Here is a 242-nt window from a genome sequence, read left to right on the forward strand (position 1 = left end):
CTTTCCGGCGGACGCTATCCGCAGACGCTGCTGGCGACCGCGCTGATGCGGCTGCGCGCGGGCGACGATGCGGGCTCCGGCTGGCACGCCGCCGTCATTCGCGGGGTGCTCGAACGTGATGCGCGATTTTATGGAAGGGATGGTGCTCCGATGGCTTTGGATGAGAAAAGTACGAGCGAGGCATATCGTCTCGGTCGTTTGTTCGCGGCGCTGGAACACCTACAAGAGCAGGCGATCGAAGG

Annotated in this window: 1 protein-coding gene; it reads left to right on the forward strand. The window is 63.6% G+C overall.

The features are described 5' to 3' along the window. A partial coding sequence (locus C1X29_RS29110; RefSeq protein ID WP_173940228.1) for a type I-C CRISPR-associated protein Cas8c/Csd1 occupies positions 1-242 on the forward strand: 242 nt, incomplete at both ends.

The organism is Pseudomonas sp. GW456-12-10-14-LB2, from assembly GCF_002884345.1.
In the GTDB taxonomy this organism is placed as follows: Bacteria; Pseudomonadota; Gammaproteobacteria; order Pseudomonadales; family Pseudomonadaceae; genus Aquipseudomonas; species Aquipseudomonas paraglycinae.